Annotated in this window: 20 protein-coding genes; 17 read left to right on the forward strand and 3 right to left on the reverse strand. The window is 47.3% G+C overall.

What is annotated here, in order from left to right:
* Nucleotides 1-53 precede the first annotated feature (53 nt).
* Together NFI80_RS07435 and NFI80_RS07440 are read right to left on the reverse strand one after the other, a co-directional pair.
* Nucleotides 54-932, reverse strand: coding sequence for a sugar phosphate isomerase/epimerase family protein (locus tag NFI80_RS07435; protein ID WP_235163612.1), 879 nt, complete (start codon nucleotides 930-932; stop codon nucleotides 54-56).
* A gap of 56 nt (nucleotides 933-988) precedes the next feature.
* Nucleotides 989-2161, reverse strand: coding sequence for a cytochrome-c peroxidase (locus NFI80_RS07440; RefSeq protein WP_235163611.1), 1173 nt, complete (start codon nucleotides 2159-2161; stop codon nucleotides 989-991).
* 76 nt (nucleotides 2162-2237) lie between these two features.
* Between NFI80_RS07440 and NFI80_RS07445 the strand changes: the two genes are divergently transcribed.
* The 8 genes from NFI80_RS07445 to NFI80_RS07480 all read left to right on the forward strand — a co-directional run bounded on the left by NFI80_RS07445 (nucleotide 2238) and on the right by NFI80_RS07480 (nucleotide 11249).
* Nucleotides 2238-2828 (forward strand): Crp/Fnr family transcriptional regulator, encoded by a 591-nt coding sequence (locus NFI80_RS07445; RefSeq protein ID WP_235163610.1) that lies wholly within the window; start codon nucleotides 2238-2240, stop codon nucleotides 2826-2828.
* A gap of 127 nt (nucleotides 2829-2955) precedes the next feature.
* Nucleotides 2956-3129, forward strand: coding sequence for a hypothetical protein (locus NFI80_RS07450; protein WP_235163609.1), 174 nt, complete (start codon nucleotides 2956-2958; stop codon nucleotides 3127-3129).
* A gap of 29 nt (nucleotides 3130-3158) precedes the next feature.
* Nucleotides 3159-4223, forward strand: coding sequence for an NAD(P)H-dependent flavin oxidoreductase (locus NFI80_RS07455; protein WP_235163608.1), 1065 nt, complete (start codon nucleotides 3159-3161; stop codon nucleotides 4221-4223).
* A gap of 152 nt (nucleotides 4224-4375) precedes the next feature.
* Nucleotides 4376-4750, forward strand: coding sequence for a hypothetical protein (locus NFI80_RS07460; protein WP_235163607.1), 375 nt, complete (start codon nucleotides 4376-4378; stop codon nucleotides 4748-4750).
* Nucleotides 4751-4963: 213 nt separating this feature from the next.
* Entirely contained in the window at nucleotides 4964-8149 is a 3186-nt protein-coding gene (locus NFI80_RS07465; protein WP_235163606.1) for a SusC/RagA family TonB-linked outer membrane protein, read from the forward strand.
* A gap of 24 nt (nucleotides 8150-8173) precedes the next feature.
* Complete coding sequence (locus NFI80_RS07470) at nucleotides 8174-10006, forward strand: RagB/SusD family nutrient uptake outer membrane protein (RefSeq protein ID WP_235163605.1); 1833 nt, start codon at nucleotides 8174-8176, stop codon at nucleotides 10004-10006.
* A 199-nt stretch (nucleotides 10007-10205) separates the two neighbouring features.
* A complete protein-coding gene (locus NFI80_RS07475) occupies nucleotides 10206-10757 on the forward strand; it encodes an HPP family protein (protein ID WP_235163882.1) in 552 nt (183 codons plus the stop codon).
* A gap of 51 nt (nucleotides 10758-10808) precedes the next feature.
* Complete coding sequence (locus tag NFI80_RS07480) at nucleotides 10809-11249, forward strand: nuclear transport factor 2 family protein (RefSeq protein WP_235158914.1); 441 nt, start codon at nucleotides 10809-10811, stop codon at nucleotides 11247-11249.
* Nucleotides 11250-12060: 811 nt separating this feature from the next.
* Here NFI80_RS07480 and NFI80_RS07485 read toward each other — a convergent pair.
* Entirely contained in the window at nucleotides 12061-12732 is a 672-nt protein-coding gene (locus NFI80_RS07485) for a Rossmann-fold NAD(P)-binding domain-containing protein (protein WP_235163604.1), read from the reverse strand.
* Nucleotides 12733-13005: 273 nt separating this feature from the next.
* Between NFI80_RS07485 and NFI80_RS07490 the strand changes: the two genes are divergently transcribed.
* The 9 genes from NFI80_RS07490 to NFI80_RS07530 all read left to right on the forward strand — a co-directional run bounded on the left by NFI80_RS07490 (nucleotide 13006) and on the right by NFI80_RS07530 (nucleotide 25690).
* Nucleotides 13006-13773, forward strand: a complete 768-nt coding sequence (locus tag NFI80_RS07490) for a phytanoyl-CoA dioxygenase family protein (RefSeq protein WP_235163603.1) — start codon at nucleotides 13006-13008, stop codon at nucleotides 13771-13773.
* A gap of 209 nt (nucleotides 13774-13982) precedes the next feature.
* Nucleotides 13983-14891: a YdeI/OmpD-associated family protein gene (locus NFI80_RS07495; protein ID WP_235163602.1), complete on the forward strand. Its 909-nt coding sequence runs from the start codon at nucleotides 13983-13985 to the stop codon at nucleotides 14889-14891.
* Nucleotides 14783-15814: an MBOAT family O-acyltransferase gene (locus tag NFI80_RS07500; protein ID WP_235163601.1), complete on the forward strand. Its 1032-nt coding sequence runs from the start codon at nucleotides 14783-14785 to the stop codon at nucleotides 15812-15814. The genes NFI80_RS07495 and NFI80_RS07500 overlap by 109 nt, the downstream gene beginning before the upstream one ends.
* Entirely contained in the window at nucleotides 15815-16390 is a 576-nt protein-coding gene (locus NFI80_RS07505; protein WP_235163600.1) for an alginate O-acetyltransferase AlgX-related protein, read from the forward strand.
* A 278-nt stretch (nucleotides 16391-16668) separates the two neighbouring features.
* Nucleotides 16669-17187, forward strand: a complete 519-nt coding sequence (locus NFI80_RS07510; RefSeq protein ID WP_235163599.1) for an RNA polymerase sigma factor — start codon at nucleotides 16669-16671, stop codon at nucleotides 17185-17187.
* A gap of 314 nt (nucleotides 17188-17501) precedes the next feature.
* Entirely contained in the window at nucleotides 17502-18389 is an 888-nt protein-coding gene (locus NFI80_RS07515; RefSeq protein WP_235163598.1) for a FecR family protein, read from the forward strand.
* A gap of 127 nt (nucleotides 18390-18516) precedes the next feature.
* The gene (locus NFI80_RS07520) at nucleotides 18517-22125 is read left to right on the forward strand and encodes a TonB-dependent receptor (RefSeq protein WP_235163597.1); all 3609 of its coding nucleotides are present in this window, start codon (nucleotides 18517-18519) and stop codon (nucleotides 22123-22125) included.
* 18 nt (nucleotides 22126-22143) lie between these two features.
* On the forward strand, nucleotides 22144-23832 hold the full coding sequence (locus tag NFI80_RS07525; RefSeq protein ID WP_235163596.1) for a RagB/SusD family nutrient uptake outer membrane protein: 1689 nt from the start codon (nucleotides 22144-22146) through the stop codon (nucleotides 23830-23832).
* A gap of 10 nt (nucleotides 23833-23842) precedes the next feature.
* Nucleotides 23843-25690 carry an outer membrane protein assembly factor BamB family protein gene (locus NFI80_RS07530; protein ID WP_235163595.1) on the forward strand — a complete coding sequence of 616 codons (1848 nt, stop codon included), beginning with the start codon at nucleotides 23843-23845 and terminating at the stop codon, nucleotides 25688-25690.
* Nucleotides 25691-25710: the final 20 nt, after the last annotated feature.

A 25710-nucleotide genomic window follows, 5' to 3' on the forward strand; every position in this document is an offset into this window, starting at 1 on the left:
GTTTTACACAATTCAGTCGGTGCTTTGTATAATTATTGCAAAACCATTGATGATCAAACTTCCTTCACCATCCGGTCAAAAACGGCGCGCTGTTCCATCATGCTTTTCACTTTGTCATCGGGATTCGTGTGACATTCGAGCAGGACCCAGCCTTTGTAATTCATTTTTCCCAGATTGCTTAGCAGGTCTTTATAAGGATAATCCGTGCGATTCAGTTCGCGGACGTGGATGGTGTCGCCGAACCATTTTTTTACAAGGTCGAAATTATGCTGGAAGCCGTCGCCGATCAGATCTTCCTTGTTGCAGTTCCAGCAAATCCTGGCATTGGGATGGTCAGCAGCTTCCATGATCTGCTTGATATTTGGCAGTTCCTGTGTTTTTTCGCCATGCACTTCCAGCCTGATCTGCTGACCGAAGTCCTTCGCGTAAGAAGCCAGTTCATGCAATGCGGCACCGATTTGTGCCAGTGTTTTTTCAACGGGAACATCAGCATGAAGCGCATTGGGCTTCACCTTCACGCCCGAGCCACCCACATCAGCACTCAACCTGATAAACTGCTTCGTGCGTTCTATGGAAGCTTTCAATTTGGCCTGGTCCGGATAATCATATTGCTGGTTTGTACCGAGCCCTATCAGCTCCACAGGGCTGTCGGCAAACTTCTTCTTTACTTCGGCACGTTCTGCCTTAGTGAGATCTGGCATTACTTTATGCGCGTGTTCGACGCGTAATTCAACGCCGTTTATTTTCGTATCCGAGCAGTTTTTGATCAATGTAGGCAGGTCCCAATCTTTTCCCCACAGATAAGTTACAAATCCAAGTTTGAAGTTCGCTTTGTTCCGGAACTCCGCCGCGCCCGCTTGCCCGTATACGACAGACGCGCCCGCAAGCAGGGATAACTCTTTCAGAAATGTCTTTCTGTCAATATAATTCATGGGATCTGAGTTTTGGTTTGACATGATGGTAAAGCGCCACGCGTCGAAGTTCTACCTCATAACCCCGACACCGGTAGACCGCTGGGGACGCGCTCCGGAACGGATTTATCAAAATTATCGTCATTCAGCGCATTCAGAAACTCCACGATCCGGGAAATATCCCTGAAATTAACATCCATATCAGCCGCCAATGTATCGATCTGGCTGGGCTTGACATTCGGGTTCGGGATTTTCCCGCCTGCAATGTCTTCGTAAAACTGCAAAACCTGTTCAAGCGTCGCGAACTTTCCGCTGTGCATATAGGGGCCGGTGTAACGCAGGTTACGGAGTGAAGGCGTCCGGAAAGCGTAATCATTATTGGCGCCTGCGTCCGTTTCTTTCCTGTTTTGCGAATCCGGAACGCCCAGGGTATGCAGCTTGTAGTCCGACAGCATGGGACCGGAATGACATTTGGCACAGCCCGTTTTCAGAAAAAGATTCAGCCCTTCCTTCTCGCCGGTCGTTAATGCGCTGCTATCTCCGCGCATATACTGATCAAACCGCGAGTTATTGGCAATAAGCGTACGCTCGTAGGAAGCAATGGCTTTGGTCAAATTCACGACATTAACAGGGTTCGCGTCCTCCCGGAATGCTTCGCGAAAGAGACTTTTATAAGCCGGGACTTTTTGGATCCGCGCCACAATCTGGTCGATCACTTTATCTTCCGGGTAGGAATGTCCGCGCATTTCTTCCAATGTACGAACCGGAATAAGCGCCTGCTCTTCCAGACCCTTCGCCCGCAAATCCCAGAACATCGGCGCAGTCTCGGCATCATAACTTTCTCCATTTTTAATGCCGTTGAACGCTGTATTAACTATGCTCTGCGAGTTTCTCTTTACAAATGGTATGTCGTTCTTTTCCGAAAACTTCCTCTTACTGCCCGTTCCGTGGCCATTGACGCCGATCGACGTCTCCAAAAACTCCGCATAATTGAACTCGGGCTGGTGACAGGTTGCACAGGAAACATCTTTATTTCCCGACAGGATGGGATCAAAAAATAACAGTTTGCCCAACCGTATCTTTTCGGGAGTTGATTTGTTTCCGGGCGGATCTGTGACGTATTTGGGCAATGCCCCCAGCGCATCAATGGTCTCAACGGTTTTTTCTTTCTTATTTTTCAAAGGCCCGCGCTCTCCGCCGCACGAAATGCCGATAAAAGCGAGCCCTATTAAAAATAACAAAGAATGCATGCTTGGAAAACGCAGTTTAATTATATAAAATACTTTTGGATTTAAATTTAAGGGAGATCTGCAAAAAGACCAATTTATGAGCGGAAACATAGAAGCCAAAGAAATTTTAAGGAAACATATCGCCCAGGCAGCCAGCCTCACCGACGAGCAGTTCGACTATTTCTTCTCCCATTTCAAATCCCTGTCGTGCAAAAAAGGCGAAGCGTTGATTCAGGCCGGAAAACCGGTTGTGCATGAATATTTTGTGATCTCAGGCTGCCTGAAAGCATTTTTTGTCAACGACGACATCAAGACATACATTCTGCAATTTGCCATGCCCACCTGGTGGACATCGGATTACGCCGCCATGTACAACCATACAAACGCCACCATTACAGTAGACTGCATTACCGACGCGGAAGTCCTTTGCCTTTCCAGTGACGACCGCGAAAGACTTTGCAGCGAACTGCACCAAATCGAACATTTCTTCCGGTGGCGCACAAACCGAGGTTATGTAGCCTCGCAAAAACGACTGCTTTCCTTCATGAACAATGATACCAAAGCACGTTATGAGGAGCTGCTCTCCTTATATCCGCAACTTTACAATCTTGTCCCCAAGCATCTCATCGCGGCATATCTCGGCGTCTCGCGCGAGACCCTCAGCCGCCTGTACAACCATCACAGATAGGAACTTACATTTTGTGATCTAGGTCACGTAACAGGCGCCTTCCGGCAGACTTACTTTGTGTCATCATCGCCACATTGTTTTGGAAAGCGGGCATAATGTTGTCATTAACGCCGCAAACGAAGTAAATTTGAACGCAACATATCAGGAACTGGGCCGTCACGACCGGCTGCACTTGGTTGATCGCATTGGTGAGAAAAGTGATGTTGCGGAGCTGGCACTTTACCTGGCAGGAAGCAACTTTGTAACGGGCGAAATCATCAATCTGGATGGCGGTCACGTTGCGGGACATCATTTGGGTTAAGGAACGTTTAATATTAAGTGTCTGAAAAAATGGAAAACCGAACAAGAATAACGGAGCTTCTGGGGATTCAATATCCGATTTTACAAGGGCCGATGGGCGGCGGGTTTTCAAATGCCGCGCTTACGGCGGCAGTGTCAAATGCAGGCGGGCTGGGTAGTTTTGGCGCTTATACGCTTACTCCTGAACAGATTTTGGCCGTGGATAAGGAGATTAAATCAAAGACCAACAAGCCTTACAATATCAACCTTTGGGTTTCGGATGTGGACCAAAGCCTGGAAAATTTTCCGGCAGAAAAGCTGGAAAAAGTAAAGCAGCTTTTTAAGCCCTATTTCGATTCGCTGGGTATTCCGCTTCCGGATTTAGACACGAACATTCCTTCCAAATTCCTGAAACAAGTGGAAGCAGTTTTCGAAGCGCGGCCTGCGGTTTTCAGCTTCATTTTTGGCATTCCGTCCAAAGATATACTCGATGAGGCGTGCAAAATGGGCATTAAAACCGTTGGCGCGGCGACCACGCTGGACGAAGCATTGGCGCTGGAACAAGCCGGTGTCGATGCCATAGTTGCATCCGGTTTCGAAGCTGGCGGCCACAGGCCTTCGTTTCTGAAACCGGCCCCGGAGTCACTAACAGGCACATTTGCACTTATTCAGCATTTGAAAGCCAAGATCAAAACACCCATTATAGCAGCAGGTGGCATTGCGGACGGTGCCGGCATTAGGGCCGCATTGACCCTGGGTGCCAACGCCGCTCAACTCGGAACTGCGTTTCTGGTGACCGACGAATCCAATGCTACCCCCGCGCATAGGGCCATGCTTCTTTCGGACGAGTCGCGTTACACTGTTCTTTCCAAATCGCTCACGGGCCGCATGGGACGGATGATCCGTAACCGCGTTACCGAAGAAGTTCCCTACGCAACCGAAGTGCTTCCGTTTCCGTTGCAGTCACGCTTCATGGGACCGTTGCGGGAAGCAGCGCTGGCGCAGGGACGAACGGATCTCAGTATTTTTTGGTCGGGCCAGAATGCCGTTAATCTAAAACCTGGAAGTGCGGAGCAGCTCATGCAATCGCTGATCAATGAGGCATTTGCGCATTAAATGCCGTTTACATTGTTGGTGAGGCCTCTCGTTCAGTAATATTTTGCGGAAAAATAGAACATTGGGTAGAAGTAATCTGGATTGATTCCCTAATTTTGACGTGTGCAGATTTGCTGTATATTAGTCATGTTAAACAACTTAATCCTAATGCTATGTTGAAAGTAAAGTTCTTCTTCCTTGCGATTTTCGCAATCAGTATGTTTTCAGTGCAGGCCCACGGCACTTTAAAAGCCAATGACCTTGTGGGAAGCTGGAAATACACAGTGACCAATGTTCCGCCTGAATATGAAACCGGCGTAATGACTTTTGAGGAAAAAGATGGTAAGCTAAGCGGCACGCTTGGTTCCACGGAAAAAATGGAAATGAAAGAATTGGTGGTTGATCAGGGAAAAATAACATTCAAACTGGATTTTCAGGGCGGCTTGCTCAATGTTACCCTGATGCAGGAGGGCGAGTCGTTGAAAGGAACCATTGTTTCACAGGACGGCGAATTCCCGATCACCGCTGTTAAGGAAGCAAAAAACTGATCCTGATTTGATAATGAACTGATTCTGATTTAGTTTAGATGAAGTATAAAACCCCGGCCAGAGCGCGTCTCTTGCCGGGGTTTTTGTTTTAATAAACTACTTTATACTTAGTTAACTTCGGATGTAAGGGTAGAAATGTAGCATTTCGTCTGGAAATATTGATATAGCGAAGCTGAATGCGAGCTAATGTGAAACATTTCCTAACCCAAACAAATGAGAAAAGGATATACAGTATTCCTTCGACCTGTGATGACGGGAAGTATGCTGCTAGCGCTGCTACTGCCCCCTGCAATGGCCATCAACGTGCCTAAAAACCGGAAAGTCGGTTCCCATCACACCATCGACAAGGCAATTTCCGGGAGGATTTTGTCAAAAGAAGACAACTCGCCCATCCCGGGCGTGACTGTTGTGGTTAAAGGCACAACAAACGGCACCACCACCGACGTTGACGGCAAGTACCAGATCAATGTGCCTGCGAACAGCTCCGTACTCGTGTTTTCCGCCGTTGGTTATCTCACACAAGAAAAAGAAGTGGGAACAGCCAGCGTGGTAGACATTACCTTATCAACTGATCAGAAAACGCTCGAAGAAGTGGTCGTGGTTGGTTACGGAACACAAAAGAAACGCGACCTTACCGGCGCCGTTTCGCAGATCAGCGCCACGAAGCTTGAAAACGAAAATCCGCAGTCTGTACAGGATGTTCTGAGAGGAAATATTCCTGGGATGAACGTTGGGTTTTCGGCATCTGCAAAAGGCGGTGGTAATGTAGGTGTGCGTGGTGCCAACTCCCTGACTGCGGGATCGTCACCACTCGTCGTTCTGGACGGAGCGATCTATTATGGTGGTCTGGAAGACATTAACCCTAATGACATTGAGACAGTTGACGTTTTAAAGGACGCCAGCTCGGCTGCTGTTTTTGGTGCAAAAGCAGCCAGTGGTGTGATTCTTGTGACCACCAAAAAAGGAAAAGAAGGTAAAACGATCATCAATGTAAACACCAACATTGGTTTTGCCGAAGTCGCTCAAAATCAAGAAGTACTGAGTCCGGACGGTTTTCTCACTTGGCGCGGCGAGGTGATGCGTAACATTAATGCAGCCGCTCAGCCAAGTCGTTTTACAAATCCCAACAACCTGCCCGCAGGCGTAACAGTGGACCAATGGCTCGCATTTGACGGATCTGCCGGTGACCCGGAAACCATCTGGCTGCAACGACTTGGTTTACAATCTGTTGAAATAAAAAATTACAAAGAAGGCCGCAGCGTGGACTGGTATAACAAGATCTATCAAAAAGCCTTGCGCCAGGATCATACGATCAGTCTTTCGGGCAAAAATGACAAGGTATCTTACTATATGTCATTGGGTTACCTTAATAATGAAGGGATTGTTGTAGGCGATAAGTACAGCACGATCCGCGCCCGGATCAACCTGGAAGGAAAAGTGAACAAATTTCTGACCGTCGGGATCAATACTCAGTTTGCAGACCGTGACGAAAGCCAGGTTCCTGTTGACTATAACCTCGCTCCCAACCTCTCACCTTGGGGATCGGAGTTTAATCCGGACGGGACTTACAAATGGCGGCCCAATGAGGAGGCCAGCGGAGGAAACCACCCCTACTACGCCCCGAGCTTCACCGACCGCGACAAAGGTTCTACGACCATTAACAATGTAATTTTTGCGAAAGTCGGCCTGCCATTCGGCATTACTTATCAGGCGAATTTTACGCCGAGATTTGAATTTTATCACCGCTATAATGCGGAGTCTTCCAAGCACGCGGAATGGGCAGCAGAGGGTGGCCGCGCTTCACGCCGGAACACGAAAACCATCAACTGGCAAATCGACAACATCCTGAAGTGGAACAAGACCATTGCCGAAAAGCACAACATCGATGTAACGCTGCTCGCTAATGCTGAACGTTTCAGAAGGTGGGACGACAGCACATCGAACAAGGGCTTTGCACCAACGGACATTTTGGGTTACCACAACATTGGCGGCGGTAGTGCGCCTATCATGTGGAGCAATGATGAAACCAGCACTGCGGATGCGTTAATGGCGCGTTTATTCTATTCGTTTAAAGACCGTTACATGGTGACGCTTTCAACCAGAAGGGACGGTTACTCAGCATTCGGACAAAAAAATCCGAGAGCACTTTTCTCCTCAGCCGCATTGGGATGGGTGTTTACGGATGAGCCCTTCTTTAAAGTGAGCTGGCTGAATTATGGTAAGTTACGTGTCTCCTACGGAAGCAACGGGAACAGGGACATCGGACGTTACGATGCATTATCCAACCTGGCGACAGGCAAATATCTGCACGTAAATTCAGGCGGGACGGTGGTTCAGGTGAGCCAGCTGTATGTAGACCGGATGCAAAACCCTAACCTGAAATGGGAGCGCACCAACTCACTCAATTTGGGTCTCGATTTTGCGCTGTTTAACACCATCATTGACGGTAGCCTGGAACTTTACAAATCCTCAACCAAAGATCTGCTCGTAAAAAGAGCGCTTCCCAATGTGCTGGGTTTCGATTTTGTATTGGACAACTTAGGGCAAGTGGATAATAAAGGATTGGAACTGAGCTTGAATTCGAACAATATGAAGCGCGAAAACTTCTCATGGCGCTCCACACTGAATGTTCAGATGAACCGCAACAAGATCGCCAAGCTGTATGGAAATATGGTTGATGTGAAAGATGCCTCAGGAAATGTAACGGGACAAAAAGAAGCCGACGATATCACTAACAAATGGTTTATCGGCCATGCGGTGGACGAGCTTTGGAACTACAAAGTGCTGGGTGTATGGCAAACCGAAGAAGCGGATGCGGCTGCCAAATACGGAGTTAAACCCGGAGACCATAAGATCCTGGATGTAAATAATGATGGAAAATATACCAATGATGACAAGGTTTTCCAGGGTTACAAATCCCCAAGGGTAAGGCTAACATTCCGTAACGAGTTCAAACTCTTCAAAAACTTCGATGCGTCATTTATGATGTATTCATATCTGGGACAAAAAGGTGAGTTCAACCAAATGAAGAACCGTCCCGGATTTCCTGACCGTTCGAGCTCGTATGTATTCCCTTACTGGACCGCTGAAAACCGCAATAACGAATGGGCACGCCTGTATTCAAGCGAAGGATCGGCAACCGGTTACGCCGTTTACCGCAGCAAATCATTCCTCCGTTTTGAAAGCTTAGCACTGGCTTATACGATCCCGAAGAATATTGTGCAGAAGGTTAACATTCAGAACCTGCGCATCTATGGCAACGTGCGTAACCTGGGTTACTTATCGAGCTGGAGTTTCTGGGATCCGGAAAACGGAACGGATAACGACAAGAACACGAACCTCGACATTTCCGTGCCGAGTCCGCGCATTTTCACATTGGGTCTGGATATAACCCTGTAATATTCTCTTACAAAAATTGACGAAATGAAAACGATATATAACAGATCAAAACAAATATTTGCACCTGCGCTGATTGCCAGCTGCATGACAATGGTCGCCTGCCAAAAAGACTGGCTTGCACCCGAGCCGCTCTCTTTTTACAATCCCGACATTACATTTAATGATCCGGCTGGCTTACGCGCAACATTGGTTGCCTGCGAGCGGAATATGCGACTTGAATGGTATGGCGATGCACCCCCGATGGTGACCGAAGCTGTGTTTTCGGACATTGCCGTAGAAGGAACAACAGACAAATCGGGCCCGGCTCAAAACCTGAACCTGCTGATTACCCCCGATGCGCAGCTCAACCATATCGACTACAACCGTATCGGCTGGTACTGGATTGAAGGCTTTAAGGGGATCAAATATGCAAATGTGGCCATATCCCGCATTGATCAGCCCACTTACAAGAGCGAACAGGAGAAAAATGAGATTCTTGGTGCCGCATATTTCCACCGCGCCGCACGCTATTACCGGCTTACCCAGCAGTTTGGTGATGTACCATTGATTCTGGACGAAGTCATTGGTCCTAAGCTCGACTTCCAATCGACGAAGCGGGAAGTGATTTTGAAGAAAATGAAGGAAGATCTGGAATTTGCCGAAAAATGGGTTCCGGTCGTGACCGACAAAGGATCGGTTAACAGAGGTTCCGTAAGCCATTTGCTGACCAAGATCAACCTGGCATTGGGCTTGTTTGATGATGCCATCAAGTCCGCCAGTAACGTGATCGACGGGGGCACGCACAAGCTGATGACCAGCCGTTTTGGAGTGGACGCGAGCAAAGCAAACCGCAATGTGATCTGGGATTTGCACCGCCCCGCGAACAAGGCCTTAGGCGCCAATACCGAAGGCTTAATGCTTGTGATTGACCGCATTAACATGGATGGAAATGTTCCGGAGGGCATTCAGATCATGCGCAACACCGTTCCGTTTTGGCATAATAACATTAATACACCGGCTGGTAACCGGGGCACCATTGACACGTATGGCATCGAAATCGACCAGATCACGACAATTGGTCGCGGGATCGGACGTGTGCGTCCTACTTATTATTCGCAGGACGGTGTTTGGGATGATAAAAAAGATTTGCGCCACGCGCCGGGAAACTGGACGCGTATGGAAGACATCATTTACAATAACCCGGCTATCAAGGCTAATGATCCTTTTTATGGCAAAAACCTGCAATTCCGCAATGCATCTGGTGCAGTACTAACCATTGACACGATCCGCTGCTGGTTCGACTGGCCGAATTACAAATTGTTCGTCGAAGATCCGCAACGCATTCAGCCACAAGGCGGAAACACCGATTGGTACGTTTTCCGCCTGGCCGAAACTTACTTGCTAAGGGCAGAAGCCTATGCTTGGAAAGGTGATTTGGTAAAAGCAGCAGCAGATGTGAATGCCGTACGCACGCGTGCCAATTGCAGCCCGCTTGCACCCACGAAAATCAACATTGGCACGATCCTGGACGAGCGTGCGCGTGAACTGTATTTCGAAGAACCGCGTAAAACCGAACTGACCCGCGTAGCCTACATTTTCGCCATGACCGGGAAACCCGCACCGAACGGCAAGACCTACAACATGGAAAGCTTCTCTGACAACAACTATTACTATGACCGCGTCATGGAGAAAAGCGATTTTTACAACAAAGGCGTGAAAACGCGCCACGCAGATGAATACACCATGAGCCCATATCACGTGCTATGGCCTGTGCCTCAGTCTGCTATCGATGGTAATGTCCAGGGACGGATCAACCAGAACAAAGGTTACAATGGTTTTCAGAACAATGTTCCTGCATTAACTTCCATTCCGGAATAAGGATAAAATCTCAATAGTTAAACATAAATAGTGCTTTCAAAGGGTTCCGGCTTCGGGACCCTTTGCTTTTTTAACCAAATATTCACTACATACAACCAGGTAAAGCATAAACGAATGCGCAACCAGGCGTTATATTTGCATTTTTAAGGGAGCAATTAATCAGTAAAATTTGAGAAAGCGATTCAGAAAGCATGTCCGCATGGCGCGATATGTGATTTACAAGGAAACCCTCATTGATTTCAATGATCATTTCTGGACATTTGTCGGGTCGTTCTTAGGCATTGCACTCATTGGTTATATCAACAACAGCCAGTTCACCCAAGCCGACAATGTGTTCCTGATCGGTTCCTTCGGCGCATCTTCTGTGTTAATTTATGGCATTATTAATAGCCCGCTAGCACAGCCGCGAAATCTGATCGGCGGACATTTAATCTGCGCCATCGTTGGCGTCACAGTCCACAAGATCATGCCTGGCCAGATATGGCTCGCCTCTGCATTTGCCGTTTCGCTATCCATTGTTTTTATGCAAATCACCAAAACTCTGCACCCGCCGGGAGGTGCTACGGCGTTGATCGCAAACATTGGTTCTGAAAAGATTACGAGTCTGGGATATAAATACGTTTTCAGTCCCGTTTTGACCGGCGTGTTGGTTTTGCTTCTGGTTGCACTCTTCGTTAACAACCGCGCCGCGCACCGGCATTATCCCAAGAATAAGAACTGGTATAAAATTTGGCAGCGCAGATACAGATAGATGTGCTACATTTAGATGTGCTACATTCGCTAAAACCAACTTAAAACCACAATGAAAAAATCCCTGAACATCATCCTGTGCCTTTCGCTGCTTTCCGCAACAACTGTTTTTGCGCAGGGCGACGACAGCGCGCTCATCAAGCAGCTGAACACCCAATGGCTGCAATCATACCCAAAACGCGACACCGCCGCAGTAAGCAAAATTTTAGCCGACGATTTCATCATGATCTCACAAACCGGCAAAAAGCTCTCTAAAAACGACGTCATCAAAGACCTCCTGACACCAGACCGCCAGATCATCAACGTCGCCATCGACAGCATGGATCTACAAATCGTCAACAATGTTGGCCTACTAACCGCCTACACCAGCTTCGTATTAAGGGACAAAGAAAAAATCCTCAAAGGAAAAAACGTCTATTCAGATGTCTACATCAAAAGAAAAGGCACCTGGGTAGCCATCAACGGCCACGAAACGCTGCTGGAACTGAAATGATGCTAGCAAGATGCAATGTTGGTTACCTGAAAATCCCGGAGGGATATTATATCGGTAGCAAAAAATCCAGAGCCTTTATTAATCCCGGAGGGATACCATATCGGTAGCAAAAAAGAATACAAACCTTTTTGTTAATCCCGGAGGGATGTAACGTCTTACCCGTCGTTGCATCCCGCCGGGATTTATTCATTGTGGGTTGAAATGCCATGCTACCAATATTTTATCCCGCTGGGATTGAATGATCTTGGCGAAATGCGATGCTGGTTAACTGAAAATCCCAGCGGGATACCATATCGGTAGCAAAAAAAATCCAGAGCCTGTTATAATCCCGGAGGGATACCATATTGGTAGCGAAAAGAATACAGATCCTTTTGTTAATCCCGGAGGGATGCAACGACTTGCAAGACGTTACATCCCTCCGGGATTAATTCATTGTGGGTTGTAATGCCATGCTACCAATATTTTATCCCGCTGGGATTGAATGATCTTGGCGAGATGCGATGTTGGTTACCTGAAAATCCCGGAGGGATACCATATTGGTAGCAAAAAGAATACAAATCCTTTTGTTAATCCCGGAGGGATGCAACGTCTTACAAGTCGTTGCATCCCTCCGGGATTAGTTCATTGCGGGTCGTAATGCTATGCTACCAATATTTTATCCCGCTGGGATTGAAAAAAATCCTGTACGAAGAGACAGGCGGATTTGGCATGTTTGTGGCTGACCGCATCTTCCAGCATGGATTCCTTGTTTGCCAAAGTGATCACGAATGCTGTTATACGGACGACCTCTCCACCTTCTTCTCAGCAAAAATTACAGCAATTCATTCATCTCTTTCCATTCGTAAACCTTCACTTTTCCCGCAGGCTTTTTGGCGGCTAATAGCATTGCTTTGGAGATGTCTTTTGCTTTGATTCCTCTGTATTTCTGGGCAGGGCCGATAAGGAGGGGGTTGAGCAGGGAGAATAATTTGATGAATATTTTTTCCATTGGGCGACTTTCCTGACGGTCTCCCATGATCATGGACGGGCGGAAGATGTGGGTATGGAGCAGATCCTGGGCAACGACGTCACGTTCTGTCTCTCCTTTCGTCCGGACGTAAAAAATGCTCGAACCTGCATCCGGCCCGACAGCTGATACCAGAAAAACAGATTTCGCTCCTTTTCCTTTCGCAATCTGTGTTGCCAGGACCGGGTAATCGTGATCGACCTCATAATAGATTTTCTGGTCAGGTGTATTCTTTTTCGTGGTTCCGAGCGAAATAAATACTTCGTCTGCAACGATCTGGTCTTTCAGACTGGGAAGAGAATGATAATCTCCTATCAATGTTACGAGCTTTGGATGGGACAGATTTAAATTTTTGCGTACTACAACGGTTACCTGGTCGTAGTCGGGATCATTCAAAAGTCCTTCCAATATATAATTGCCGACGAAGCCGCTTGCTCCGAATTTAATGGCCTTTTTCCCTTGCGTATCAGCTTCCATAAATGTTTTATTAAAATCTAATTTGGTCGATTAATAGAAATGTCAAACAAATCATGCCTGAATTTCAACCCCTTTTTTCTTGTGAAATTTCGGGTAGATTTTTAGATTTGTCACTATGAGGATGACTCCAACACTCTGATATTTCTCCAAGCGTCAACCCCGGCGCGCTCCCTTTTTTGAAGGGAATATTTCATTGTGCATTTACAATTTCCAAAAACCGGATCTGAATGCGGGCGGCTTGTCCTGCTTTTTGATCCAATTTTAAACAATGTTATGGGAGAGATATTAGATGATAATCAAATTTATGATTTTATAAATAAAGGCTTTGTCCGCATAAACAATGCTTTTTCTGACGAGTTAGCCAAGGCTGCCAGGGATGTTTTGTGGGCCGATTTGGGCTTTAACCGGCAGGATCCGGCGAGCTGGACGAAGCCGGTGGTGCGGCTGGGCATGTATTCGCAGGAGCCCTTTGTCCAATCCGCCAACACGCCGGTGTTACATAGCGCTTTTGATCAATTGGTTGGTGCCGGTAATTGGCTCCCGTGCATGAGTATGGGCACTTTTCCGGTTCGTTTTCCATCTGATGAAGATCCGGGCGACACGGGTTGGCACGTGGACGCCAGTTTTCCGGGCAGCGATCCGGCTAACTTTTTCGAATGGCGGGTCAATGTGAATTCAAGAGGCCGCGCGTTGCTGATGCTTTTCCTGTATTCAGATGTTGGTCAGAATGATGCGCCTACACGCATCCGTGTTGGTTCGCATATGGATGTTGCCCGGTTACTGGCCACAAAAGGCGAAGAAGGCCTTGGGTTTATGGATCTGGCAAATGAGTTGGATAAATTTCCGGTCCGCGACGAGGTGCTGGCAACGGGTAAGGCGGGAACAGTTTACCTCTGCCATCCATTTATCGCCCATGCGGCTCAACCGCATCGCGGTCAAAACCCGAAGTTTATGGCGCAGCCGCCGTTACTGACCCGAAATGAGCTGCATATCAGCGGAAACAGTCCGGTGCAAAGAGCGATTCGCATGGCAATCTCCTAATTCCTGATCACTAAGACGGCTAAGTTTGGCTGACAGTCATTAACTTAGTCGTCTTAGGCATTGGATGATCATAATAGAAAGTCGGAACGTGTTGTTCGCAAGAATATTTACAGAATTCTTGAAATAACATAACACCCCTGACATAAGGCTGTCACAGGCCGCTCTTATTTTTGTAAGGAAATAATAGTTAACCTCAAACGAGAAGAAAAATGTCTGATCAAGCCCATTTGCCTATCATGGAAACGAAAAATGACATCAATGCCTTCTACGCACCTACGAGAGAGGAGTGGCGTGAATGGCTGCAAAAAAATGGTCAAACGGCGCAATCCGTTTGGCTTATCATTTATCACAAATCGAGCAAAACGCCAAGCGTATACTATGCAGAGTCTGTTGAAGAAGCATTGTGTTTCGGCTGGATCGACTCCAAATCCGTGAAGCGCGACAAAGAGAGCACATACCAAATGTACACGCCGCGAAAAGCAGCGGGCAAATGGAGCGCTGTGAACAAGGAACGTGTCGAGCAGTTAACAGCAGCCGGGCTGATGACACCAAAAGGGCAGGCACTCATTGACCTCGCGAAAAAAACAGGAACCTGGGACGCCCTCGTGGACGCGGAAAACAACGTTATTCCCGCTGATTTGCAGGAATTACTCGATCAAAATGAGGTCGCGCTTAAAAACTTCCTTGCTTTCCCACCATCAGCCAAGCGCCTTATTTTAACCTGGATCTCAGATGCCAAAAGGCCAGAAACACGGCAGCAACGCGTGAAACTGACCGCAGAAAAAGCAGCGAGAATGTTCGGGCGAAGGTTTAGGTTTGAGATCCTTGCGCGAAATAGTCTAAGACTGCAGAACATTATTATATTAGTTTTTAGCTTATTTTTTTATGCTTGCTGGGATTATCGATTCGTATTCCTGCTAATTTTCTCGATCGCGCTCGACTATTTCACGGGCCTGAAAATGGGGAATGCGACAGATCCGCGTGTGAGGAAACTCTGGCTCGTCCTGGTTTGTCGTATGTCATTGATATCTACAAAAATCAGATCAAGCCGGAAAAAGACCTCATTGATTATGCCGTTTTCGTCAGTTTCTTTCCGCTTCCTGTTGCTGGTCCCATAGAAAGGGCTACCCACCTTTTGCCCCAAATTCAGCGAAAAAGAGTGTTTAGCTATGCCCAGGCCACCGATGGGCTAAGACAGATTCTCTGGGGCCTTTTCAAAAAGATCGTCATAGCCGACAATTGCGCCGAGCTGGCCAACCTGGCCTTCAATAACCATGAAGACCACTCCGGAAGCACATTACTTTTAGGCGCATTCTTCTTCACCATGCAGATTTATGGCGATTTCTCAGGCTATTCCGACATTGCTCTGGGCGTCGCCCGGATTATGGGCATTGAACTGCTGCGCAATTTCTCGTATCCCTATTTTTCAAGGGACATTGCAGAATTCTGGCGGCGGTGGCACATATCCCTTTCTTCCTGGTTCAGGGACTATGTATATTTTCCTCTGGGTGGAAGCCGGGGAAGCTTGTTATTGAAGATCAGGAACACCTTTATCATATTTTTACTCAGTGGATTCTGGCATGGAGCCAACTGGACGTTCCTGGCCTGGGGCGCACTCAATGCCATTTATTTTCTTCCATTGTTAATTTCAAAAAGCAATCGGGAGCATATTGAGATCGTCGCGAAGGGACGTTTATTTCCCACAGTTAGCGATCTGCTCCGTATGCTGGCTACATTTTCCCTGACCGTCTTTGCGTGGATTTTATTCCGGGCAGAGAACATTCGCCATGCTGCTGAATACATTGGTAAGATTTTCTCCAAAAGTCTTTTTACAGTTCCTGACTTGCTCAGGAAAGAGCTTTTGCTTCTCATCGCAGCATTCATTATCGTGGAATGGATAGGTCGTGAGCATCCTTATGCCATCGCACGAATTGGTTTTAACTGGCCAAAAACGGTTAAGTGGGGATTCTATTATTGCTTGGTTATTGCACTCTTCGTTTACACAGGAAAACAGCAACAATTCATTTATTTCCAGTTTTAGATGGGTAAATTACTATTGAAATTTTTTATTTTCCTTCTGGGCGGGTTTGTCATAGGAGAAGCGATTGTCAGGGCTTACCATTTAACAAGTGAGGTGCCTAAAAGATATTTAGACGACAACGGTATCCAGCGATATAATCCGGATCAACAAGGCAGTTGGAAAGGAGGAAATCATAGCTGGGCAACGAACGAACTCGGCTGGACAGGCACATTACCAGTAAGCTATGATAGCCTTGTGACAATTATCGGGGATTCATTCATTGAGAATTTCATGAATCCCAGTGACTGCCACCAGGATGTGCTTCTTAAATCCAAGGTCCCTAAAATGAATTTCGTTGAAGCTGGCCGGTCTGGTGTCTCCTTTATTGAGGCCATGGAAATTATAGTCTTCCATCCAAAACTTCCCGATGCAATAAAAAATGAGGTGAAGGCTGCCGGGTTTAAAACAATCTCCCTCGACTCCGACGGACAGGACAACTGGACTTTCGTTTATGACCACCACTGGACCTGTTATGGACACAATCAGGCAGCAGATCAAATCGCTTCATATCTGCAGGAACTGATAATTCCAGAATAAAAACGTTGCTTCTTATTGACGGATAACGGGCGTGTTTCTGACACGCTTGCTTATGCCATGCTCAGGCAATTGCTTGAACTAAGATTTTGCAAGGCAATGTACCAACAGGCGTACAGCCAATGTTTAAGGTGAGTGAATGCGATAAAAATACATATTTTCGGTAAAAGACAGTTTGTAACATGCGATCATTTTGTATAAGTTAGAGGCCTCTTTTCCTGAATACTTACTTCGTCATCATCTGCCACAATAACTTGAAGGATTTATCAGACATAGCGTTAATGAATCTGTTGAAGGATGGGGATGACAGGAATGCCTTCAATGAGCTTTATGTCCGCTATTGGAAGGTTATTTATGATATAGGTTTCAAAAAACTGCACAATGCACCACTTGCAGAAGATCTTGTTCACGACTTGTTTGTAGATATCTGGAACAAGAGGCAGGAGATTACCATTCACAGCACATTCATAGGCTATTTCCATACAATGCTGAAAAACCGGCTCATTGACCAGAGCCGGAAAAATGCTTTTCAACTTCAAGTGCAGCAAGACATTTTAGAACGAACTTCGGCGAACGAAAACCAGTTTTTCGATGCCGTTGCATCCGACGACATTGAAAAGCAGTTGATGGCCGAAGTGGAAAACCTGCCTTCGGATATGAAAAAGATCTTTTTACTAAGCCGTCAGGAGCATTTATCTACGATTGAAATAGCGCAAAAACTCTCCCTATCTCCGCAAACTGTCAAAAATCAGATCAGTAATGCGATCCGGCGCCTCCGGTTGAAAGAGCTGCATCTCTGAATTTTGGCGGATTGCATGTTGTTGCATGCCTCCGGCATTTTCAACACCGTGGCTGCTAATCATTTCTAATAATGTAACGTCGCGCTGCGACTTAGGACTGCAAATGCCGGAGGCATGACATCTTTGTAGATAGCATCAGGTTAATTTCAATTTTTGAAATCCCGCGAGGGATGTATCGACGCGCAAAAAGCAACATTGCAAAAATTTTTTTAACATTTTCTTTTTGGCATAGTACCACTGCATTTCCCATTCGTCATGTCATTGTAAGCACCAATTGGGATCCAAATTAAAGGGTCATCAAAAAATCGTACTCAATGGATATCGACGACCTCTATAAAAGCCTTGGACTGGAACGACCTTCGGATGGTGAAAATAAGCATCAACCCGATGGAGACCACATTAAAGCCAGGATTGACCAGACATTAAATTTTGACAAAACCCGCAATATATTTTGGCGCAAATGGTATGCGATTGCGGCGTCGCTGGCTTTCCTGATCATATCAGCAGCAGGCATTTATAATTATACTGTTCACAATTCTGGGTCCGGGAATATGATCACCATCACAGCACCGTCCGGCGGAACCCGTGAAGTGATCCTGCCTGATGGCTCCCGGGTGTGGCTGAATGCAGCAAGCGTTTTACGATATCCGGCCAGCTTTGGCAAAACACGGGAAGTCTTTCTTGAAGAAGGCGAAGGCTTTTTTCAGGTTAAAAGGGACACAACGGCGCCATTCACAGTTCACAGCTCCCACCTCGATACAAGAGTGCTCGGGACATCATTCCGGGTGAAGGCGTACAAAGAATTATCCCACGAAATCGTAACTGTGGTGAGCGGAAAAGTGGCCGTTTCACGGGGTGCCGAACCGCTGGCGCTTCTGGAAAAAGACCAGGAAGTGATTTTTGACAAAAACAGTGGAAATGAAAAAGAAATGCTGGTGGAAGCGGCCGAATCGGTCGACTGGAAATCGGGGAATGTGATATTAAAGTCAGTGCGCTTTGAAGATTTGATATTAGCTGTGGAAAATGCCTATCAGGTGAGCATTCACTTTGATAGGCAAAAATTTAAAGAATGTGAGAACAGCATTCGGTTTAGTACCCATCAGAGCCTCGAAAGTGTGATGGACCTTGTGCGTGACATCCAGGGGATCCGCTACGAAATAAAAGGAAAAAAGGTGATCGTAAGCGGAGAGGGCTGTCAGTAACATGAAATGCTGGACCTGCGCCAACAGGCCCAGCAAAGAATAAATACAATTCCGGGGGCTGATTTTGACGGATCCACTCCCCGGCTTTTGCCGTGTTTAACAAGTGTTTACTAAACCTAGGTAATTTATGAAAAGAAGAACTACTAAACTAATCAGAGTCATGAGGGCCGGATTGATCGTGTTTGGAGTGTTGATTACTACGGCGGGGACTTTGCTGGCGGAAAATGGTTACAGCCAGCGTCTCATGGGCAAGAAGGTCACGGTCAGTTTCAGTGACGTTTCGCTCGAAAAAGCCATTGAAAAAATCAGTAAGGCAAGTCAGATCGACTTTTCCTACAACAATAAAGAAGCCAGAAAGATAAAGGTCCATAGCAGTAACTTCCAGGAAACCAGTGTAAAAGAAGTGCTGGAATCGGTTTTGGCGGAAACCCCCTACTCTTTCAGGGAAACGGATGAAAGCATTGTGGTTTTCAAAACCAAAGACCAGCCGGCAGCAATGGAAAGCCTGTCAAACCGTCCACTTATAACAGGTCAGGCGTCTTCTTTAAATATAAAAAAGGACATTGTCATTAAAGGGCAGGTTACGGATTCAGAAAACAGTCCGTTACCCGGTGTTAGCGTGCTCGTGAAAGGAACGTCGGAAGGTTCTTTGACGGATGAAAATGGTAATTTCAAGATCAGTGTAGACTCAGAATCAGACGTTTTGATTTTTTCTTACATTGGTTTTCAAACCAGGGAAGTGCCCGTCGGCAATAACACAAGTCTGACCATTGCATTAAAAGAAGATACAAAAAGTCTGAGTGAGGTCGTCGTGGTGGGATATGGAACGCAGAAAAAAGCCAACTTAACCGGCGCCGTGAGCACTGTAGACGTGGATAAAACCATGCAATCCAGACCGGTAACAGACGTGGGCCGGGCCTTGCAGGGTGCCGTTCCGGGCCTGACGATCACGACAACGACCGGTGATCTGGGCAGCAGCCCGCAGATCCGCCTACGGGGAATGGTTGGCTCGCTGAATGCGGGCAACGGCGCGCAACCGCTTATTTTGCTGGATAATGTTGAGATACAAAGCTTGCTGCTTGTCAATCCAGACGACATTCAATCCATTTCTGTGCTTAAAGATGCTGCATCGACCTCTATTTACGGAAGCCGCGCAGCCTGGGGTGTAGTTTTGATCACTTCAAAATCCGGAAAGAAAAATACACGCAATCAAATCTCCTACTCCGCCAATTTTTCACAAAGCACACCTACAAACACGCCCAAACTCGCTCCCGCAGCTGATGGGCCGGAATATGCATTGCTGGCTGCGAAACGCAACAACCCTTCCGCCACCACATTCGGGACGGTGGGCATGTATTTCACAGACGAAAGCATCCAGAAAATCCGGGATTGGGAAGCGCAATACGGCGGTCAGGATTTGGGTAATGAAATGGTCCTGGGCCGCGATTTCGACATTAAGGATGGTCGCCTTTACTTTTACAGGCCGTGGGACGCGGGCGATATGTATATGCGTAAGTGGGCGCCGCAAAGCAATCATAATCTGGGCTTTACAGGCGGAAATGACAAAACCAGCTATAACGTCAGCTTAGGTTATATGGGCCAGGAAGGTGTTTTGAAAGAAAAAACAGACCTTTTCAAGCGTTACAGCGGCACATTCAGCATTAATTCTGATCTGAACAAATGGTTTAGCCTGAATGCCAAGCTATTACTCTCAAAGAATGTTGCGGAAAGTCCATTTTCTTTTGGCGGAACGACTTATGACCCGCTTTACTATCTGTATCGGTGGCATTCGGTCTACCCGTATGGGACTTACGAAGGCAAGCCGTTCAGGAATGTGGTTACGGAGGTTCAGCAGGCTAATATGCTTAATTATTCGTCCAATTTCATCCGGGCAACGGTGGGTGGTCAGTTTAAGCTGGCAAAAGACCTGACTGTTGACGCCAATTACACTTATTCTAACACCAACGATCACGTGCGCGAAGTCGGAGGAAGCGTTACGGCCTGGAACCAGTGGAACGGTGTGCCTTTGAAATATGAAAATTATACGAGCGCCACTTACGACCGTGTTAAATACAATTCAAACTGGAATGAGATGCACACCTTCAAGGCATTTGCAACTTATTCGAAAGATGTAGAAAAGCATTCGCTCAAATTCCTGGCGGGGATGGATCTCGATTTGTTCAAGAGATGGGGCCAATCTTCCGAAAGACGCGGGTTACTGGATCAAACGCATGGAGAACTGCCGCTTGCGACGGGCGACCAATATGTGGATGGTTTCAGGGGACATTGGGCTACGCAAGGTTATTTTGGCCGGGTCAACTATACATTCAATGATAAAATTCTCTTGGAAGTAAACGGTCGGTATGACGGTTCGTCATTTTTCCCAAACAACAGCCAGTGGGCATTTTTCCCCTCTGTTTCAGCTGGCTATGTGCTTACTGCCGAGCCATTTATGTCATTCAGCAAGCCTGTTCTCGACAATCTGAAAATCCGCGGATCGTGGGGATCGCTGGGCAATACGGACGTGGGTAGCACCACATTCCGGCCGACTATGGCCTCTTCCGCTTCCAACTGGTGGATCGGGACGAGCAATATGGTGACCGTAGCAACGCCCTCGCTTGTGCCGCCATCGCTCACCTGGGAGAAAATCAGCACGCTGGATCTCGGTCTCGACGCGAGCCTATTTAATAACAGACTTGCCGTTACTTACGACTGGTATCAGCGCACCACAAGTGATATGATCACGGGCGGCATCGTGCTCCCCAGCAGCTTCGGGGCAACACCGCCGAGAAGAAATTATGGCCAAATGCAGACAACCGGCTGGGAAATCGCTCTCGACTGGCGGCAAAGCCTGGCCAGCGGTTTCAATTTCAGCGTAGGTTTATCATTGTCTGATTTCAAAGAAAAAATTACCAAGTTCGACGGGAATCTGGTCAACGGAAATTACAGAGGCAAAATTCTGGGTGAGATCTGGGGTTATGAAACAGACCGCTTTTTCCGCAACGACGATTTCCAGCAAAATACCGACGGTACATTGATCACCGACGCAGCCGGTCACTACATTCTTAAAGATGGCATCCCCAACCAGACCAAGCACGAAGCTGGCACATTCTTCTATGGCCCGGGTGACGTAAAATACAAGGACCTGAACGGCGACGGAACAATTTTCACCGGCAGCAGCAGCCTCGACGACCATGGTGATTTGAAAGTGATCGGCAATTCCACGCCACGCTATCAATACGGGATCCGCTTGGGCGCTGATTGGAAAGGTTTTGACCTGAATGTCTTCACGCAAGGTGTCGGTAAGCGCGATCTCTGGGCTTCCGGCTCCATTTTTATTCCAGGAAATAACCCTAATGATGCCATGTACGCGCACCAGATGGACTACTGGACGCCGGAACGGCAAGATGCTTTTTATCCAAGACCTACCAACACCGGGCAGTCCAATAACACGCAGAACTTCCTCATCCAGGATAAATATCTGCTGGATATGTCCTACCTGAGAATGAAGAGTGTGAATTTTGGTTACCGGTTGCCCGCACGTCTGACGCAAAAAATCAAGATGCAAAACCTGCGCGTTTATGTGAATGGCGAGAACCTGTTTGAGTTTGATAACCTCAATATCCCGATCGATCCCGAGGTGGATTTTCGCAATTCTACGATCGATCGCGCAACATTCGGACGGGTTTATCCTTATCGCCGGAGCGTTTCAATGGGTCTTCAACTTACATTCTAATTCAAAAACACAGTTATTATGAAAAAGATATTGCTCATCCTTTCCATTTCACTGCTTGTTATAACGGGGTGTAAGGAGGATTTTCTCACCCGCGAGCCGCAGGACGCGCTCACGGATGACAGTTACTGGACCAATGAAAAGAATGTAAGAACCTTTGCCTGGGGCTTTTATCCCAACTATTTTCCTGCTTATGGGTCTGGCTTTACATTCGGCAGATATTTTACAGGACAAACATTAAATGATGATTTTGCCCCATTGAGTCCAACGCAATTTATCAAAAACGTCCCCGCTACTTCCACAACCTGGACTTTTACCTGGGTCAGAAAAGCGAATCTTTTCCTGGACCGCATCCAGACCGTTCCCATGGAGGAGGAGGCCATCGCGCACTGGTCGGGGATTGCACGGTTTTTCAGGGCGATGGAATACCACGAGCTCGTGCGGACTTACGGTGATGTGCCATTTTACGATAAGGCCCTGGACGAAAAGGATGCTGCGGGACTTTACAAGAAACGCCAGCCGCGTACCGAAGTGATGGACAAGGTTTTGGAAGATTTTCAGTTTGCCGCTGCCAACGTTCGTGCCGATGACGGCGAAAAAGGTCTGACGGTTAATAAGTCGGTCGTTCTGGCTTTCATGTCCCGCGTGTTCTTGTTTGAAGGGACTTATCTGAAATATCACAACATTGATCAGGCACGGGCAAAAACGTATCTGGAAGCGGCCAAATGGGCTGCTAATGAAGTGATGCAATCCGGTCGCTATGCCATTTCGGAGAATTACCGATCCCTGTTTACATCCATTTCGCTGGCCGGTTCGAAGGAAATGATCCTGTATCGAAAATATGAGACCGGGCAGCTTACGCATAGTTTGAACAGTTATAACAACAAAGAACCGCAATCCGGCGCGTCTAAAAGTGCCGTGGAAAGTTATTTGTCTAAGGATGGTTTGCCTATCGCTGTTTCGCCTTTGTATTTAGGGGACAAAAACATTAAAAATGTGATGACAAATCGTGATCCACGCTTTACATCAACATTTGTGGATGCCTTGCGCGTAAGCAAATATGCGCCTAATGCTTCGTCTAGCGGCTATGCAACATGGAAATTTCTCAATGAAGAAACCAAAGAGTTGCCCGAAGGAAGTGGTTCGCTGAACCAGACAGACGGCCCTGTGATCCGCTATGGAGAGGTTTTGCTAAATTATGCGGAAGCCGCTGCGGAACTGGGCGCGATGGTGCAGGCTGATCTGGACCAATCGGTAAATCCGCTGCGCGCCCGCCCAGGCGTTGCTTTGCCGCCATTGCAAGTTTTGGGAGGCTTACCAGCTGTCAACGGAAAGGTGTATGACGACCCGAAACGGGACAAAACAGTCGCATCGCTATTATGGGAAATCCGTCGTGAGCGTCGTGTGGAGCTGATGATGGAAGGTTTCAGATTAAATGACCTTACCCGCTGGAAAAAGATGGAATATACTGACACAAAAGTCAATGCAGACATTAACCGCGGTGCTTGGATCAAAAAAGCTGACTATCCCAACACGGATGCCATCATCGAAGGCGGTGCGGCGGAAGGCTACATTATCCCCGCTTCTAAACCCGAATCACAACGCTTATTTGAAAGCCCGAAAGTTTACCTGACCCCTATCCCATTGGATCAGATCAAGCTTTACCAGGATGCCGGTTCTGAACTGACACAGAATCCGGGCTGGGAATAATCATCGCATTATGAGATACTTCGCACTTTGCCTGTTGCTTTGCATTGCCCAGTTTTGTTTTGGACAAAATGAAAATTTCAAATTCGCTTTCGTCAGCGATACACACGTGGGCGGCTCCACAGGTGCTGACGATCTCATGCGCACGGTGAAGGACATTAATGCCAATCCATCGCTCGATTTCGTAGTGGTGACCGGAGACATTACGGAGTTCGGCTCTGATGACGAGCTGACACTGGCCAAGGCGATATTGGATAGTCTGCAAAAACCCTGGCATGTCATACCCGGCAATCACGATTCAAACTGGTCGGAAAGCGGGAGTAATAGCTTTAAAACCATTTTCGGTGCTGAGGCTTTTTACTTTCAGCACAAAGGTTATGCATTTCTCGGAACAGCGTCGGGGCCTAACATGCGTATGGGTCCCGGCCAGGTTCCAAGGGAACATCTGGTGTGGCTCGACAGCACATTAAGCAAGCTGCCCGATCCGAAAATGCCGGTTATTTACCTCAACCATTACCCGCAGGACTCCGCGCTCAACAACTGGTACGATGCATTGGACAGGTTGAAAAAGAATAATGTTCAGCTTATCCTCTGCGGCCACGGGCATAGTAATAAAGCGTTGGATTTTGAAAAGATCCCGGGCGTGATGGGCCGTTCCAATCTCAGGGCAAAGGAAGAGATTGGCGGCTACAACATTGTGACCATAAGCAATGGAAAAGCATCTTTTGAAATCAAAAAGCCATTCTCCGACAGTCTGACAGCATGGAATGAAGTAACATTAACGGATCACCAATTTTCAAAAAGCACTGAAACATTCCCAAGGCCAACTTACGCGGTGAACGATCAGTTTAAGAATGTCGAAATGCTATGGTATTACCAGGACAACAGCGATATAGGCTCCGGTGTGACCTTGCATAACAAAGTCATTTTATGCTCTGATACAAAAGGTGTGCTGTTTGCTTTAAATAAAAAGGGAAAGAAGATTTGGGAATACAAAACCAATGGCAAGATTTACGCCACGCCTGCCGCGTCCGGTTCGAGTGTAGTCGTGACTTCCAGTGATAAGAATGTCTATTGTGTCGATGTAAAAAACGGCAAGTTGAAATGGAAATTTACTACCGAAAAACCAATCGTCGCCAATCCCGTGATTGCTGACGGTAAGGTGTTTACAGGCGGTTCGGACGGTCATTTCCGCGCATTAGACCTCGAAACCGGTGAGTTGGTCTGGGATTTTAAAGATGTAAAAGGATTCGTGGTTACCAAGCCATTGATTTATCAGGGAAAGATCTTTTTCGGCTGCTGGGCCAATGATTTTTATGCCCTCGACCTGAAAACAGGCGCTTTGGCCTGGAAGTGGAACAATGGCGCTGCTAACCGAATGTTCTCACCAGCAGCCGTTTACCCCGTCGCTTCCGGCAACCGCGTCTTTATCGTCGCCCCCGACCGTTACATGACCGCACTTAATGTAGCTACCGGCGAAGTAGTCTGGCGCAAGCAAATTCCAACCGTTCGCGTGCGGGAGTCCATCGGACTTTCCTCGGACAGCAGTCTCGTGTTTGTCAAAACCATGGACGGCGACATTTACGGCGTCTCCACCAAAGCCGATTCCATGGAACTGAGCTGGAAAGCGAAATTGAAATTACCCTACGAAATCTCCCCCACCGCATTGGTCGAAACCAACAACATCCTATACGTCCCGAGCAACTCCGGAATGGTGTGCGCCATTGACCGGAGCAGCGGCGAAACGATCTGGAAACACAAAATTTCCAACGCACTGATCAGCGGCATCACACCTGTGGACAAGCGGACGGTGCTGGTGACAACGATGGACGGGAAGATTGTCATGTTGCAGACGCGCTGATAATCTTTTGGGAACATGTT

This window comes from Dyadobacter chenhuakuii (genome assembly GCF_023821985.2).
In the GTDB taxonomy this organism is placed as follows: Bacteria; Bacteroidota; Bacteroidia; order Cytophagales; family Spirosomataceae; genus Dyadobacter; species Dyadobacter chenhuakuii.